11 protein-coding genes are annotated in these 13,258 nt (G+C 69.0%); 4 read left to right on the top strand and 7 right to left on the bottom strand.

Annotated features, from left to right (window positions below):
• The first annotated feature begins 18 nt into the window (after window positions 1-18).
• A complete protein-coding gene (locus FHR72_RS06030; protein ID WP_183467020.1) occupies window positions 19-780 on the top strand; it encodes an SDR family NAD(P)-dependent oxidoreductase in 762 nt (253 codons plus the stop codon).
• Here FHR72_RS06030 and FHR72_RS06025 read toward each other — a convergent pair.
• Entirely contained in the window at window positions 777-1,409 is a 633-nt protein-coding gene (locus FHR72_RS06025) for a TetR/AcrR family transcriptional regulator (RefSeq protein WP_183467019.1), read from the bottom strand. The genes FHR72_RS06030 and FHR72_RS06025 overlap by 4 nt on opposite strands.
• A gap of 74 nt (window positions 1,410-1,483) precedes the next feature.
• Between FHR72_RS06025 and FHR72_RS06020 the strand changes: the two genes are divergently transcribed.
• The 3 genes from FHR72_RS06020 to FHR72_RS06010 are packed head-to-tail and all read left to right on the top strand — an operon-like array spanning window position 1,484 to window position 5,461.
• On the top strand, window positions 1,484-2,464 hold the full coding sequence (locus FHR72_RS06020) for a nitrilase-related carbon-nitrogen hydrolase (protein ID WP_183467018.1): 981 nt from the start codon (window positions 1,484-1,486) through the stop codon (window positions 2,462-2,464).
• On the top strand, window positions 2,461-4,101 hold the full coding sequence (locus tag FHR72_RS06015; RefSeq protein WP_183467017.1) for an amidohydrolase: 1,641 nt from the start codon (window positions 2,461-2,463) through the stop codon (window positions 4,099-4,101). The genes FHR72_RS06020 and FHR72_RS06015 overlap by 4 nt, the downstream gene beginning before the upstream one ends.
• A 10-nt stretch (window positions 4,102-4,111) precedes the next feature.
• Window positions 4,112-5,461, top strand: a complete 1,350-nt coding sequence (locus tag FHR72_RS06010) for an APC family permease (RefSeq protein WP_183467016.1) — start codon at window positions 4,112-4,114, stop codon at window positions 5,459-5,461.
• Window positions 5,462-5,509: 48 nt separating this feature from the next.
• On the opposite strand, the gene FHR72_RS06005 is transcribed toward FHR72_RS06010, so the two are convergent.
• The 6 genes from FHR72_RS06005 to FHR72_RS05980 all read right to left on the bottom strand — a co-directional run bounded on the left by FHR72_RS06005 (window position 5,510) and on the right by FHR72_RS05980 (window position 13,251).
• On the bottom strand, window positions 5,510-6,856 hold the full coding sequence (locus tag FHR72_RS06005; protein ID WP_183467015.1) for an aminotransferase class I/II-fold pyridoxal phosphate-dependent enzyme: 1,347 nt from the start codon (window positions 6,854-6,856) through the stop codon (window positions 5,510-5,512).
• A gap of 118 nt (window positions 6,857-6,974) precedes the next feature.
• The gene (locus FHR72_RS06000; protein WP_183467014.1) at window positions 6,975-7,958 is read right to left on the bottom strand and encodes an LLM class flavin-dependent oxidoreductase; all 984 of its coding nucleotides are present in this window, start codon (window positions 7,956-7,958) and stop codon (window positions 6,975-6,977) included.
• Entirely contained in the window at window positions 7,942-9,561 is a 1,620-nt protein-coding gene (locus FHR72_RS05995; RefSeq protein ID WP_183467013.1) for an ABC transporter substrate-binding protein, read from the bottom strand. Before FHR72_RS05995 ends, FHR72_RS06000 begins: the two co-directional genes overlap by 17 nt.
• Window positions 9,562-9,707: 146 nt before the next feature.
• Entirely contained in the window at window positions 9,708-11,357 is a 1,650-nt protein-coding gene (locus FHR72_RS05990) for a dipeptide ABC transporter ATP-binding protein (protein ID WP_183467012.1), read from the bottom strand.
• Window positions 11,354-12,214, bottom strand: coding sequence for an ABC transporter permease (locus tag FHR72_RS05985; RefSeq protein WP_183467011.1), 861 nt, complete (start codon window positions 12,212-12,214; stop codon window positions 11,354-11,356). The genes FHR72_RS05990 and FHR72_RS05985 overlap by 4 nt, the downstream gene beginning before the upstream one ends.
• On the bottom strand, window positions 12,214-13,251 hold the full coding sequence (locus FHR72_RS05980; protein WP_183467010.1) for an ABC transporter permease: 1,038 nt from the start codon (window positions 13,249-13,251) through the stop codon (window positions 12,214-12,216). Before FHR72_RS05980 ends, FHR72_RS05985 begins: the two co-directional genes overlap by 1 nt.
• Window positions 13,252-13,258 lie beyond the last annotated feature (7 nt).

Here is a 13,258-nt window from a genome sequence, read left to right as displayed (position 1 = left end):
GCGCGACGAGGAGACAGCATGGATCTGGGCCTGACAGGTAAACGTTTCGCGGTCACCGGCGGCACCCGCGGGATCGGGCGTGCCGTCGTCGAAGGTCTGCTCGCCGAGGGCGCGTCGGTGGCCTACTGCGCCCGCACCCCCGCGGCGGTGGCCGAGGCGCAGACGGAACTGACGGCGCACGGCGCGACGGCCGTCGGGTCGGCGGTCGACGTCGGTGACCCAGAAGCGTTGGAGGCGTGGGTGACCGCGACGGCCGAGGGGTTCGGGGGCCTCGACGGCGTGGTCGCGAACGTCAGCGCGCTGGCGATCCCGGAGACACCGGAGAACTGGCGCACCACGTTCGAGGTGGACCTGATGGGCACCGTCGGTCTGGTCCACGCCGCGCTGCCGCATCTGCGTGCCTCCGGCAGCGGGTCGATCGTGACGATCTCCAGCGTCTCGGGGCGCGAGGTGGACTTCGCCGCAGGACCGTACGGCACGATGAAGGCCGCGATCATCCACTACACGCAGGGGCTTGCGCACACGCTGGCCGGCCAGGGGGTGCGCGCGAACTCGGTGAGCCCCGGCAACACCTATTTCCCGGGCGGGGTGTGGACGTCGATCGAGGAGAACAATCCCGAGCTCTTCGCCACCGCACTGGCGCTGAACCCGACGGGCCGGATGGCCACACCCCAGGAGGTCGCCAACGCCGTGGTCTTCCTGTCCAGTGGGGCAGCCAGTTTCATCACCGGCACCAACCTGGTGGTCGACGGCGCACTGACCCGCGGCGTGCAGCTCTAGTTCTCCCCTGCCGTCGGGCTCTCCCCCGCCGTCGGGGAGAGCCCGCGCAGCAACACCGCGAGGCCGAATTCGAACGCGTCGTCCGCGCGGGCCGGCTTCGGCGCGCCGGTCGCCAGTGCGGCCGCGAGTTCCGGACCCACCTCGGCGCGGGTGCGCCACGGCTGATCGGGCGCGGCGACATCGAGGGCTGATCCGAGGACGTAGTTGTCGACGAGCGTGATCACCCGCAGCGTGTCCGCCGGCGCGAACCCGGCCCGGCGCAGGGTGACGGCCAGCGCGTTGTACATCGTCATCGCCTGGGTGCTGTTCACCGCGTACGCCGTCAGCAGCGGAATGAGATTCGGGTAGCGGGCGAAGCTCGACCGGTAGGAGCGGGCGATGTCGGCGACCACGTCTCGCCACGGCACGTCCGGGTCGTCGACGGGAAGCTGCACCTCCGACATCGCGCGCTCCCGCAGCAGTTCGACGATGGCGTCGCGGCCGGGCACGTGGTTGTAGAGCGAGGACGGCTGGACCCGCAGCCTGCGCGCGATGCCCGGCATGGTGAAGCCGCCGGTCGTGCGCACGAGGTCGAGTGCGGCGTCGGCGATGAGGTCGACGGACAGGATGGGCTTCGGCGGCCGCCCCATTTCCCGGCTCCTCCTCTTGCGACGGGGGGTGACCGGGTTCACAATAAACGAACCCCATTCGTTTTAGGAGCCGGATGATCGTCCTCACCGCCCCACCCGCGCCGCCGCTGTCGCGGTCCACGGAGTCCGACCGGGACCCGCTGCGCGTCGGTCTCGTCCAACACCGCTGGCGTGAGGACGCCGCCGAACTGACGGCGGTGCTGCGGGACAGCATCGCCGCCGCCGCCGGTGCGGGTGCCACCGCGGTGTTCCTGCCCGAGATCACGCTGCTGCGGTACCCGGCCGACCAGCCGGGCGGCGCGAATGCCGACGCCCTGGCGGAGGACCTGACCGGCGGGCCGACGTTCGCGCTGGCGGCCGAGGCCGCGACCACCCACGAGATCTTCGTCCACGCCTCGCTGTACCAGCGCTCCCCCGCCGACGACGGCCTGGGCCTCAACACCGCCATAATGGTCTCTCCCGCAGGCGAACTGGTCGCCGCGACGCACAAGCTGCACATCCCGATCTCAGCCGGTTACTACGAGGACACCTACTTCCGCGCCGGCCCCGCCGAGGAGCCGTATCCGGTGTACGCACCGGAGGGTCTCGGTGCCCGCATCGGACTGCCCACGTGCTGGGACGAGTGGTTCCCCGAGGTCGCGCGCAGCTATTCGCTCGGCGGTGCGGAGATCGTCGTCTATCCGACTGCGATCGGCTCCGAGCCCGTCTTCCCGGACTTCGACACCCGACCGCTCTGGCAGCAGGTCATCGTCGCCAACGGCATCAGCAGCGGGCTGTTCATGATCGTGCCGAACCGCGTCGGCGACGAGGGCGCGGTGACGTTCTACGGGTCGTCGTTCATCTCCGACCCGTACGGCCGGGTACTGGTCCAGGCGCCGCGCGACGAGGAGGCGGTCCTCGTCGCCGACCTCGACCTCGACCAGCGCCGCGACTGGCTGGAACTCTTCCCGTTCCTGCTGACCCGCCGACCGGAGACTTACAGCCCACTGACCGAACCCGTTGACCCGCAACACCCGTACGGCGCCGGGCACCGGGCCACGGCGGTGGTCAAGTGAGTGCCACCCTCTACACCGGCGGGACGATCTGGACCGGTCGGGAGGAGACCGCCGCACTCCTGGTCGTCGACGGGGTCGTGACGGCGATCGGTGAGGCCGCCCACGCACACGACGCGGCACCGGACGCGGCGACGGTCGACCTCCGGGGCGGCTTCCTGATGCCGTCGTTCGGCGACGGGCACGCCCACCCGCTCTACGGCGGCCTGGAGGCCGTCGGCCCGGCGGTGCGCGGATGCACCTCGGTCGACGAGATCGTCTCGGCCGTGCGGCAATTCGCGGAAGCCAACCCCGAGCAAGAATGGATCGTCGGCGCCTCCTACGACGGCAGCCTCGCCGAGGGCGGCCTGTTCGACGCGCGGTGGCTCGACGCCGCGGTGCCCGACCGGCCCGTCGTCCTGCGCGCCTGGGACTACCACACCGTCTGGTGCAACAGCGTGGCGCTGGAGCGCGCCGGGATCACCGCCGACACACCCGATCCCGCGCTCGGCGAGATCCCGCACCGGGAGGACGGCTCCGTGCTGGGAACGCTGCGCGAGTGGGGTGCAGTCGACCTGGTGATGAACGTGATGCCGCCCCGTGACGAGCAGATGCGTATCGATGCGCTCGGCACCGCCGCCGACTACTACCTGGCGCACGGCGTGACGTGGGTGCAGGACGCCTGGGTCGAGCCCGCCGACGTCGCCACCTACGTCGAAGCCGCCCGCCGGGATGCGCTGCGGATGCGCTTCAACCTCGCGCTGTACGCCGACCCACGCCACTTCGACACGCAAGTCACGCGATTCGCCGAACAGAGACGGCTGGTGGAGGATGCGGGCAACCCGTTGCTCACCGCACAGACGGTGAAGTTCTTCGCCGACGGCGTGGTCGAGAACGAGACCGGGGCGCTGCTCCAGCCCTACTGCTCGGGGCTGCACAGTCACGGGGACGGTGCGGCGGGAGGCAACCGCGGCATGCAGAACTGGGAGGGCGATTCGCTGGCCGAGGCGGCACGCCGTGTCGACGAGCTCGGGCTGCAGATCCACATCCACGCGATCGGCGACGCCGCGGTCCGCCAGGCACTCGACGCCATCGAATACGTTGTGGCGCAGAACCCTCCGCGCGACCGCCGCCCGGTGATCGCGCACTGTCAGCTCGTCGACGACGCCGACCTCGCCCGCTTCGCCGCCCTTGGGGTGATCCCGAACATGCAACCGCTGTGGGCTCAGCTCGATGCGCTGATGACGGTGCTGACCATCCCCCGCCTCGGCGCCGAGCGCGCCGACCGCCAGTATCCGATCAACACCCTGGACACCTCGGGCGCACCGCTGAGCTTCGGGTCGGACTGGCCGGTGTCCTCCGGTGCGCCGCTGGACGGCATCGCGGTGGCCACGTCTCGCCGCACCGCCGACGGTGAACCGCAGGGCGGCTGGACGCCACACGAGGTGCTGCCGATCGAACGGGCGTTGACCGCCTACACGGCAGGGGTGGCCCGGCAGGCGTTCGCCGAGAACACGTGGGGGGTACTGACGCCGGGCGCCAGCGCCGACATGGTGTGGCTGCAACGGGATCCGCGGGCCACCGCGCCGCTCGATCTGCCCACGGCGGGCATCCAGGCGACGTATCTTCGCGGAGTGCTCATGCACGGGGCCGAGGACTGAGAGGCGGAACATGACCCAGGGATTCATCGCCGACACCGACGAAGGCAGCCTCAAACGGGCGCTGGGCCTGCCGTCGCTGGTGCTGTTCGGTCTGGTCTACATGGTGCCGCTGACGGTGTTCACCACCTACGGCATCGTCACCGAAACCTCGGGTGGCCGACTGCCGTTGGCCTACATCGTGACACTCGTCGCGATGGTGTTCACCGCGTTGTCGTACGCCCGGATGGCCGCGGCGATCCCGGTGGCGGGCTCGGCCTACACCTACACGCAGCGGACCTTCGGTGCGCCGGTCGGCTTCCTGGCCGGGTGGTCGCTGATGCTGGACTACCTGTTCCTGCCGATGCTGAACTACCTCGTCATCGGGCTGTACCTCAATGCGGCCGTGCCGGCATTGCCCGAATGGGTCATCGTGATCGTCACCATCGCGATCGTCACGGTCCTCAACATCGTCGGCATCGTGTCGGTGGCCCGCGCGAACTTCCTGATCATCGCGATACAAGCGGTGTTCATCGTGGTGTTCGTCGTCCTGTGCGTGGTGAAGATCGCCGGCTACGGCACCGTCGACCTGCTGGCGCCGTTCTCCGGGGACGGCTCGGCGGGCGGCATGAGCCCGGTGCTCGCCGGCGCGGCGATCCTCTGCCTGTCGTTCCTGGGGTTCGACGCGGTCTCGACGCTCTCGGAGGAAGCCAAGAACCCCAGACGCACAGTGCCGCAGGCGATCATGATCGCGACCCTGGTGTCGGGCGCCATCTTCATCCTGCTGTCCTACATCTCGCAGCTGGTGTTCCCGTCCAACGAGTTCGCCGACGTCGACTCCGGATCGCTGGACGTCATGGTCGCCGGCGGCGGCACCTTCCTGAACACGTTCTTCACCGCGGCGTACGTGGCGGGGGCCACCGGTTCGGCGCTGACGTCGCAGGCCTCCGTGGCACGCATCCTGTTCGCGATGGGCCGCGACGGCATCCTGCCGCGCAAGGTCTTCGGCCACGTGTCGGTGAAGTACCGCACCCCGGTGTACGCGATCCTCTTCGTCAGCGTGATCTCGCTGCTGGCCATCGTCATCGACCTCGCGATTCTGGCTTCGGTGGTCAGTTTCGGTGCGCTGGTGGCGTTCTCGGTGGTCAACCTGTCGGTGATCAAGCACTACTTCATCGACCTCAAGGACCGCAGCAACGTCCTGCTCAATCTGATCGCCCCGGCCATCGGCTTCCTGCTGACGGCGTGGCTGTGGACCAGCCTGTCCGGCGAGGCGCTGATGATCGGATTGATCTGGCTGGCCATCGGATTCGTCTGGCTGCTGGGCGTGACCCGCGGCTTCCGCCGCCCCACCCCGGTCCTCGACCTCGACGAAACCGTGTGATTTCGGTGTAGTTGGTCGCGCTCACGTTGACCAACTACACCAAAATCGCTAGTCGAAATACTCCCGCTCGGAAGAGTGCACGGCCGCCCGTAGGGCCTCGGCGAGCTCGCTGAGGCGGTGGCGCTCCTCGGGAAGCTGCAGGATGGAGAAGCGCAGCATTCCCTCCGTCTTGGTGACGAACGACTTGGCCCCTGCGGCCGCGACGATGCCCTGGCGCGCGAGGTTGATCAAAGTCGACGTCTCGTCCGGTACCCGCACCCACACGACGAAACCGTCCGCACTCGCCGAGGCGTGCAGTCCCGCCGCAGTGAACGCGTCCAACGCCGCCCGCCGTCGCACCCGGTAACGACCGCGGGCCCGGGTCATTGCGTCTGTGACGTTCGAGTCGTCGATCAGGTGCGCGAGCGCGTTCTGCAGCACTCTGCTGTTCGATGCCATCCCGAAGCTGCGCAGCCGGACGGTGCGCTCGACGAGCTCGGCGCTGCCCCCGAGCACCGCGGTGCGTAGGTCGATGCCGTAGGCCTTGCAGTAGCTGCGCACTCGCAGCACACGGTCCGGCAGGTGCGCTCCCAGAGAGGGCGGCTCCGATGACGCGAGCGGGCCGGCGCTGTCATCCTCGATGACCCAGGTGTCCGGACCTATGGCGGCGGCGAGGGCGGCTGCCCGCTCGACGGTCAACCCCCCGCTGATCGCGTACGCTCCGCTGGGCTGCAGCACGAGGGCCGTCACGCCGCGGCGCAGCGCCGCGGTGACAGACAAGACCGTCGGACCGTATTCGTCCGCGCGGACCCCGACCGCTTCGATGCCGAGTCGGCGCAGGATGTCCAGATAACCGGGGCTGACCGGCTCTTCGACGCCGACCGGGCCGCCGGACGCCGCGGCGGCGGTCGCCAGCACGACCGCCTCGCTGCCCCCGCCCACGCAGTTCCACGCCTGCGCCGGAAAAGGCCAGCCGGGTTCTACGCTGCGCCGGAGGCGTTCGCTGAGGAAGGCCCGTGCGGGATTGTGCAGGTCGTGAGTCTCGGAGACCGCAGCAGCGAGCGCCGGTGCGAGGTCGGGCTGCAGCTGCGGATCCGGTGTCACGAGCGCCATCTCGATCCGCGCCCAGTCCACCCGGCCGATCGGAGACGGAGCGGGGAGGTTCGGGTCGACGACGACAGTACCGCCTCGGCGGCGGGTGTGCAGCCGCCCGGAATCGCGCACGCGACTCCACGCCGTCATCACGGTGCCCGGGCTGACACCGGCGGCGCGGGCGAAGTCGCGGATCGTCGGCAGATGCGACCCCGGTGTGAGTTCCCCACCGTCGATGAGGCGCGTCAGCCCGTGCCCGAGGTCTTTGGACGATGTGGCGTGCAGGCGCTGGGCAAGCCAAGCCGCATCGACGTACTCGGCCACGTCAGGTCCACTCCGGCAGGTCGAGACGGCGACTCATAGGTCGGCGACCCGTGACGCGGCAGCGGCTTGCCGTACTCGTACCGCGTGGGGCCCTCCGGGGTTGCGGCCGGAAGGACGGTCACGAGACCCGGGCATAGGCGCGGCCCTTCGTGCGCACCGGGTCGAGAACCTCCGACATCGTCAACGACAAACTCGATTTCCATTGCGAGAGAGTCAACTTCGCTGGTGCAACCTGCAGGAGCACCTCGTCGACATGGGCGAGCTCCGGATCGTTGAGCAGCCGGTCCTGCACCAGCTCCGGGTCGCCGTACCACGGTTCGCCGTTTCCGTTCTTCACGTGCAGGTCGATCGCGTGCTGCCCCGCCAGCTTTCGCGCCTCAGCGACGGTCTCGGCGACGATCACGGTACGGGACGCCGCGATGCGCTGGCGCGGACCGGCGTTGGACCGGAACGCGTCGATCGCCTCGCTGTGACGGACGAGGTTGCCTTCGAACGTCAGAGCCTTCGACGACCGGAGTAGCAGGTTGTCCCCGACCTTCCCGATCTCTCCGGCATGCTCGGGATCGCTGGCAACACGCCACAGCCGCTGCCGTAACGTTCCGGCCGGCGGATAGAGCCGCCGGCCACCGCCGAGATCGGTGCCGTCCAGCACCGACCTCAACTGCGCCGCTTTGTCCGCGTACACCCGCAGCCGGTCGTCCCAGTCGACACCGAACGGGCCGAATGCCCAGTCCTCCAGCCCCGAACCGAGGCCCAGCTGCAGGCGACCACCCGAGAGTGCGTCGGCGATGACGGCGTCTTCGGCCACCCGGATCGGATTCTCCAGCGTGATCACGACCACGCCCGCGCCGAGCCGGATGCGCGTCGTGCGCTGGCTCGCCGCCGCGAGGAACACCAGTGGCGAGGCGATGGTGCCCTTGTCGGACCGGAAGTGGTGCGAGGTGATCCACGCGGTCGCCAGGCCGAGTTCTTCGGCGTGCACGATCAGGTCGAGTCCGTCGTGATATTGCCGGACGGGATCGGCCTCCGTGTCGTTGAGCCGGAAGAAGATGCCGTACTCAGGGCCCGCGGGCGTCGGCCGGTGCTCAGGTGGCTGCATCATCGCCCAACCAGGTGTCGTAAGCCCAGAAGTTCGGCATGCCGCGCGGTGCGTCCAGCCACCGCTCGATCTCGTTGACCCTGCTCGTCGCCGCCGTGTTGTACCGCTCGGTGTAGAGCGGCAGCGTCGTCACGTCGTCGATCAGCGCGAATTGGGCCACCTTGTCGTAGGCCGCCTTCCGGTCCTGCTCGTCCAACGCCGTCCTGCCGTCGGCCAGCCACGAATCCACCTGCGGGTCTTCGAGTTTGGGCCCGTTGATCGCGCCACCGGTCTCGTAGATCTTCTCCAGCACCACGCCGATGTCGACGCCGCCGACAGCGCGGGGGAACGCCTCGTAGGTGTTGGTCTCGCGGACGACGTCGACCGTGCCTTCGTCGCGGAACTGCAGATCGACCTCGACACCTGCGTTGGTGCGCAGCTCGGCCTGGTAGGCCTCGAGGACCGTCGACAGCGGCGGCTTCGGTTCGGTGGCGATGAGACGGATCACCAGCCGCTGCCCTGCGGCGTTGGTGCGGTAGCCGTCGCTGTCACGCCCGGTCCAGCCGGCTTCGTCGAGCAGTCTGTTGGCCAGATCGACGTTGCCGCCGTAGGCGTTCTCGTACTTCGCGTCGTAGTACGGGCTCTGTGGACCGACGACGCTCCACGCCCGGTCCGAGCTGCCCTGCAGCACTGTGTCGATGATCGGGTTGAGGTCGACGGCCTCGCGCAACGCGCGCCGCACACGGACATCCTTGGTGTTGTCGCCGGTGACGTTGAAGTACAGCGACCACGGTGAGACGTTGGACGGCTTCCATTCGAACTGGAATCCCTCGACGCCGTCGAACTGGGCGATGTCAGCGGGCGCGACCTGCGAGATCGCGTCGACCTCCCGCGACGTCAACAGTCCGGCACGGACATTCGGCTCGGGAACGATCTTGACGACGAGCTCGTCGAGGTAGGCGGCGCCCTGATGCTTGGCCAGCGCAGAGGGCCAGTTGTAAGCGTCGTTGCGCGTGAAACGCAGCTCGGAGCCCTCGACCACATCGGTCAGGATGAACGGCCCGGTGCCCGCGATACCGACACCGCCGGCGGCGACGTCAGGGTTCTGCAGCGACTTCGGGGAGATCTGCGACCCCTGCAGCGAGGCGAGCGTGTTCAGCCAGTTCGCGGTCGGCTCGGACAGCACGGTGCGCACGGTGTACTCGTCGACGACCTCGGTCGACTTCAGCGTCTGGAACGTGCTTTTGGCCACCGATGGCGCGTATTCCTTGTCGTTGACGATCTTGTCGAAATTCGCCTTGACCGCGGCGGCGTTGAACGGTTCGCCGTCGTGGAACGTCACGCCCCGCTTCAGCGTGAATGTGTACACCAGGCCGTCGGGTGACCGCTCCCAGCGTTCAGCCAGCCACGGGTGGATCGACTCGTCGTAGTCGATGGCCACCAGGCTGTCGTAGGCGTTGCGCAGCACCTGAACCTCGGTGCAGCAGCCACGCACGTGCGGATTCATACCTTCTTCGGGGAAGTCGGCCTGTGCCACGGTCAGCGTGCCTCCGCGCACGGGTTCGCCGGTGCCGCCGCCACCTCCGGAGTCACCGCCGCACGCGGTCAGCGCCAGCAGCGCAGCCACGGCGAACGCCAACCAGCGCAAGGCCGGGAGCGATGGTCTTCTGTGGTGAATCATGTCGTCGTTCCGTTCGTGAAGGGACCGCACACCGTGTGCGGCCGGAGGTTTACGGGGTTCAGCGCGTCAGACGCGACAGAAGGGGGAACAGCTCACAGGACCGGCACCGCCTTCAGCAGGGCCTGCGTGTACTCGTCCTGTGGGTTGTCGAACACGTCGTCGGCGGTGCCCTGTTCGACCACGCGGCCGCGGTGCATCACCAGCACCCGATCGGCCACATGGTGGACGACACCGATGTCGTGGGAGATGAACAGAAGCGCGGTGTTCTTCGCTGCGCGGATCTCCAGCAGCAGGTCGAGGATCTGGGCCTGGATGGACACGTCGAGCGCGGAGACGGCTTCGTCGCAGACGAGGAGCTCGGGATCGGAGCCGAGTGCACGGGCGATGGACACCCGCTGCCGCTGGCCGCCCGACAGCGAGCGAGGGTGTCGGTCGAGGACGCCGGCCGGCAGGTGCACGAGGTCGAGCAACTCACGAATCCTGCCGCTCTGCAGGTGTTTGTCACGATGTCCGAGGGCGACGGTCTCGCCGATGATCTCGCGCACGGTGTAACGGGGGTCGAAGGATCCGACGGAGTCCTGTGCCACGAGCTGCACGGCGCCCAATCGCGGCCCCCGGTGACCGCGTCGGCCGGTCCAGCGGCGGCCGTCGATCTCGACGTGGCCCGTGTCGGGGGCCAGCAGTCCGGTCACGATCCGCGCCACCGTGGATTTGCCCGAACCGGATTCGCCGACCAGTCCGAGGATCTCGCTGCGATGGATCGCGAACGTGACGCCGTCGGCGGCGGTGAACTGCTGGCGTCGCCCCTGCCGGTAGTACTTGCCGATTCCCGCGACGTCCGCCACGACCTCGGCGCCCGGCGATACAGACGGCGGTGCATCACTATCGAGAGCACTCAGGCGCCGGCCCCGGGTGGCACGCCCGGGTACCGCGGCGACCAGCTTGCGGGTGTACTCGTGCTGCGGGTGGTGGATCACCTGCGCGACGGCGCCTCGCTCGACCACCCGGCCGCGGTGCATCACGATCACGTCGTCGGCGATCCGGGAAACCACGGCGAGGTCGTGGCTGATCAGCAGCACACCGCGGCCCTCGTCGGCCAGCGTGCGCAGCAGCGCCAGGATGCGGGCCTGCACCGTGACGTCGAGTGCGGTGGTCGGCTCGTCGGCGATCACCACGTCAGGCCGCCCGGCCAGCGCCGACGCGATCAGCGCGCGCTGGCGGAGTCCACCGGAGAGCTGGTGCGGGTAGTTGCGCCTGCGATAGGCCGGGTCCGGGATGCCGACCGAGCCGAGTAGTTCTTCGACCGCAGCGACACGTTGCCGACGCGGCAGGCGCAACGCCTCACCGACCTCGGCCTGCACGGTTCTCAACGGGTCCAGCGATGTCAGTGCGTCCTGCAACACGAAACCGATCTGGGCGCCGCGAACTCTGCGCCAGTCCTTCTCGGCGTAGGTGCGGGCATCGGAGCCGCCGACCTGGAAAGTCGTTGCGGTGACGTTGCTCCCGTCTCCGGCGAGCCCGACGAGGCTGCGTGCGGTCACCGACTTGCCCGAACCCGATTCTCCGACGATCGCCAGGACGCGTCCGCGGCGGAGGGTGACGTCGACATCGCTGACCACCGGCAGCGGCGTGCCGTCGTCGTCGCGCACGCTGTCGAACGAGACCGTGAGGCCTGCGATGTCGACGAGGACGTCTCCGGCATCGCCCTCAGGTGGGGCGGTGATCTCCGAGGCGAGGGTCACGGCTGCGCCCTCCGCTCGAAACGCCGCTGCAGGTGCCGCCCGACGATAGACACGCTCACCACCGAGATCGTGATGAACAGGCCGGGGAAGAAGCCGACCCACCACGCGATACGCAGGTCCTGGCGGGCATCGGAGAGCATCGAACCCCATTCGGGCAGCGGCGGTGTGGGACCGAAGCCCAGGAAGCTCAGTCCGGCCGCGCCGATGATGGCCGTGCCGATGCCGAGGGTCGCGAGCACCGGGACGGTGCCGAGCGCGTTCGGCAGCACGTGACGGACCGTTCGGCGTGCGGCCGAGGCGATGGCCAGCCGCGACTGTGCCACGTAGTCCGACTCCCGCACCCGCAGGGTCTCGGCGCGTACCACTCGGCCGTACCGGGGCGCCGACGCAATCGCGATGGCGACAATCACATTCCCGGTGCCCGGGCCGGTCAGCGTGATCAGCATCAGCGCGAACAGCAGGTCGGGGAACGCACCGACGGCGTCGAACACCCGCGAGATCGCTTCGTCGATGCGACGGTGTGAGACACCGGCGATGAGTCCGAAGAGGACGCCGATGACGACTCCCAGCGCAGTCGAGGCGACGCCGATCAGGATGGAGTAGCGAGCCCCGTGCACCACGCGTGACCACACGTCACGGCCGAGGTGGTCGGTGCCGAAGATGTGCTCGAAGCTGGGCGCTGCCAGCGCATCCGACATGTCGCTGGCCAACGGGTCGCGGCCGGTGAACAGTCCGGGGAACACCACCGCGAGCAGCAGCAGCGCAAGGATGGCCACGGCGACGAGCAATCCGGTGTGCCGGAGGCCGGCCAACCCTGAGGACAGTGATCGCCCGGGGAATGCGAAAGTCGTCGCCATCAGCGCACCCTCAGTCGCGGGTCGATCCACAGGTAGACGATGTCCACGATGGTGTTGACGGCCACGTACAGGGCGACGGCGAGCAGAGTGATGCCGAGCACCACCGGGACGTCCTGGCGCGTCACCGCGACGACGGTGGCCTGCCCGATTCCCGGCCGGCCGAACACCTGCTCGACGATGACGGTTCCGGTGAGCATACCGCCGACCGACCAGCCTGCCAGCGTCGCCGCAGGAACAAGGGCGTGCCGCAAACCATGCCGGATCTTCAGCTGCCACGGCGTGATTCCGCGCGCGAGCGCCGACACGGCGTAGGGCTGTTCGAGCGATCGCTCGATGCCTTCGCGCAACACCTGCGACAGCACGGCCGCCAGCGGCAGCCCCAGCGTCAGGCTGGGCAGGACGAGGTTCTCCAGTTTCGAGCCCCCGACGACCGGCAACAGACCCAGCTGGAACGACAGCACGGTGATGAACACGATGCCCAGCCAAAACGTCGGGATGGACGCGAAGGTCAGCTCACCGAGGTAGGTGATCCGTGTCCCGATTCCTGTGCGGCCGGCGCTCACCACCGAGACCACCAGCGCCACGGTCACCGCGATGATCGTGGCCGCGGTGGTCAGCTGCGCGCTGGCGACCAGCCGATGGCTGAACAGGATGTCGCTGACCGGCACCCGCTGTACGTAGGACATCCCAAAGTCGCCCTGGAGCGGCCGGGTCAGAAAGTCCCAGTATTGCAACGGCAACGACCTGTCGAGCCCCCACTGCGCCTCGATGGTCGCCCGCAGCTCGGGGGTGTCGAACTCGCCCATCAGCAGCGTGACCGGGTCCCCCGGTGACAGGTGGACGGCCAGGAACGCCGCCGACGCCGCCAGCCACAGCACCACCGCGGCCGCGATCAGCTTCTCGGCGATGTAGCGTGCCTGGAACGCCACACCTGCCCAGCGGCCCGCGCGCCGCGGCGGGGCGGCCCGCGCGGCATCCTGGGCCACCGCGGCGTCGGCGCCGGGCAGACTGGTGTGCGAGGTCTCAAGGACGGCCATGGGATTC

This window comes from Mycolicibacterium iranicum (assembly GCF_014190915.1).
GTDB lineage: Bacteria > Actinomycetota > Actinomycetes > Mycobacteriales > Mycobacteriaceae > Mycobacterium > Mycobacterium iranicum_B.
The sequence above is the reverse complement of the archived record's forward strand: the minus strand, read 5'-3'. Positions and strand labels throughout refer to the sequence as shown.

What these genes read in the sequence shown, in the direction of transcription:
- FHR72_RS05985 (WP_183467011.1), bottom strand. Translation starts at nt 12,214, where the DNA reads ATGGCGACGACTTTCGCATTCCCCGGGCGATCACTGTCCTCAGGGTTG.
- FHR72_RS06020 (WP_183467018.1), top strand. Translation starts at nt 1,484, where the DNA reads ATGATCGTCCTCACCGCCCCACCCGCGCCGCCGCTGTCGCGGTCCACG.
- FHR72_RS06000 (WP_183467014.1), bottom strand. Translation starts at nt 7,958, where the DNA reads ATGATGCAGCCACCTGAGCACCGGCCGACGCCCGCGGGCCCTGAGTAC.
- FHR72_RS06010 (WP_183467016.1), top strand. Translation starts at nt 4,112, where the DNA reads ATGACCCAGGGATTCATCGCCGACACCGACGAAGGCAGCCTCAAACGG.
- FHR72_RS05980 (WP_183467010.1), bottom strand. Translation starts at nt 13,251, where the DNA reads ATGGCCGTCCTTGAGACCTCGCACACCAGTCTGCCCGGCGCCGACGCC.
- FHR72_RS06030 (WP_183467020.1), top strand. Translation starts at nt 19, where the DNA reads ATGGATCTGGGCCTGACAGGTAAACGTTTCGCGGTCACCGGCGGCACC.
- FHR72_RS06025 (WP_183467019.1), bottom strand. Translation starts at nt 1,409, where the DNA reads ATGGGGCGGCCGCCGAAGCCCATCCTGTCCGTCGACCTCATCGCCGAC.